This window comes from Enterobacter sp. K16B (assembly GCF_020216105.1).
Classification (GTDB): Bacteria; Pseudomonadota; Gammaproteobacteria; order Enterobacterales; family Enterobacteriaceae; genus Enterobacter; species Enterobacter sichuanensis.
This window is the reverse complement of record NZ_JAIWJZ010000201.1, coordinates 1-214: the sequence shown is the minus strand read 5'-3', so window position 1 is coordinate 214 and position 214 is coordinate 1. Positions and strand designations below refer to the sequence as shown.

Sequence of the window (214 nt, the reverse complement as noted above, 5' to 3'; positions counted from 1 at the left end):
TTACCGTTGATATAGCGGGAGGTGAGCAGGTTCTGCGTCGGGATGGTCACCGTGACCGGCTGGCCCAGCAGTTTGCTGCGGTCAATGCGCGCATCCGTGCCGAGCAGGGTCAGCGTCAGGGCGAACGACTCGGACATCGCCTCGCGGCCGGAGAGTTTCCAGAAGAGCAGCCCCTCGACCGGGAGCTGGACGGTAATTCGGTTGAGCATAATCG

The 214-nt window shown here is 62.6% G+C and carries 1 pseudogene; it reads right to left on the bottom strand.

The features are described 5' to 3' along the window. Positions 1 to 209, bottom strand: a pseudogene (locus tag LDK53_RS22670) (phage late control D family protein); the annotation flags it as partial. Positions 210 to 214: the final 5 nt, after the last annotated feature.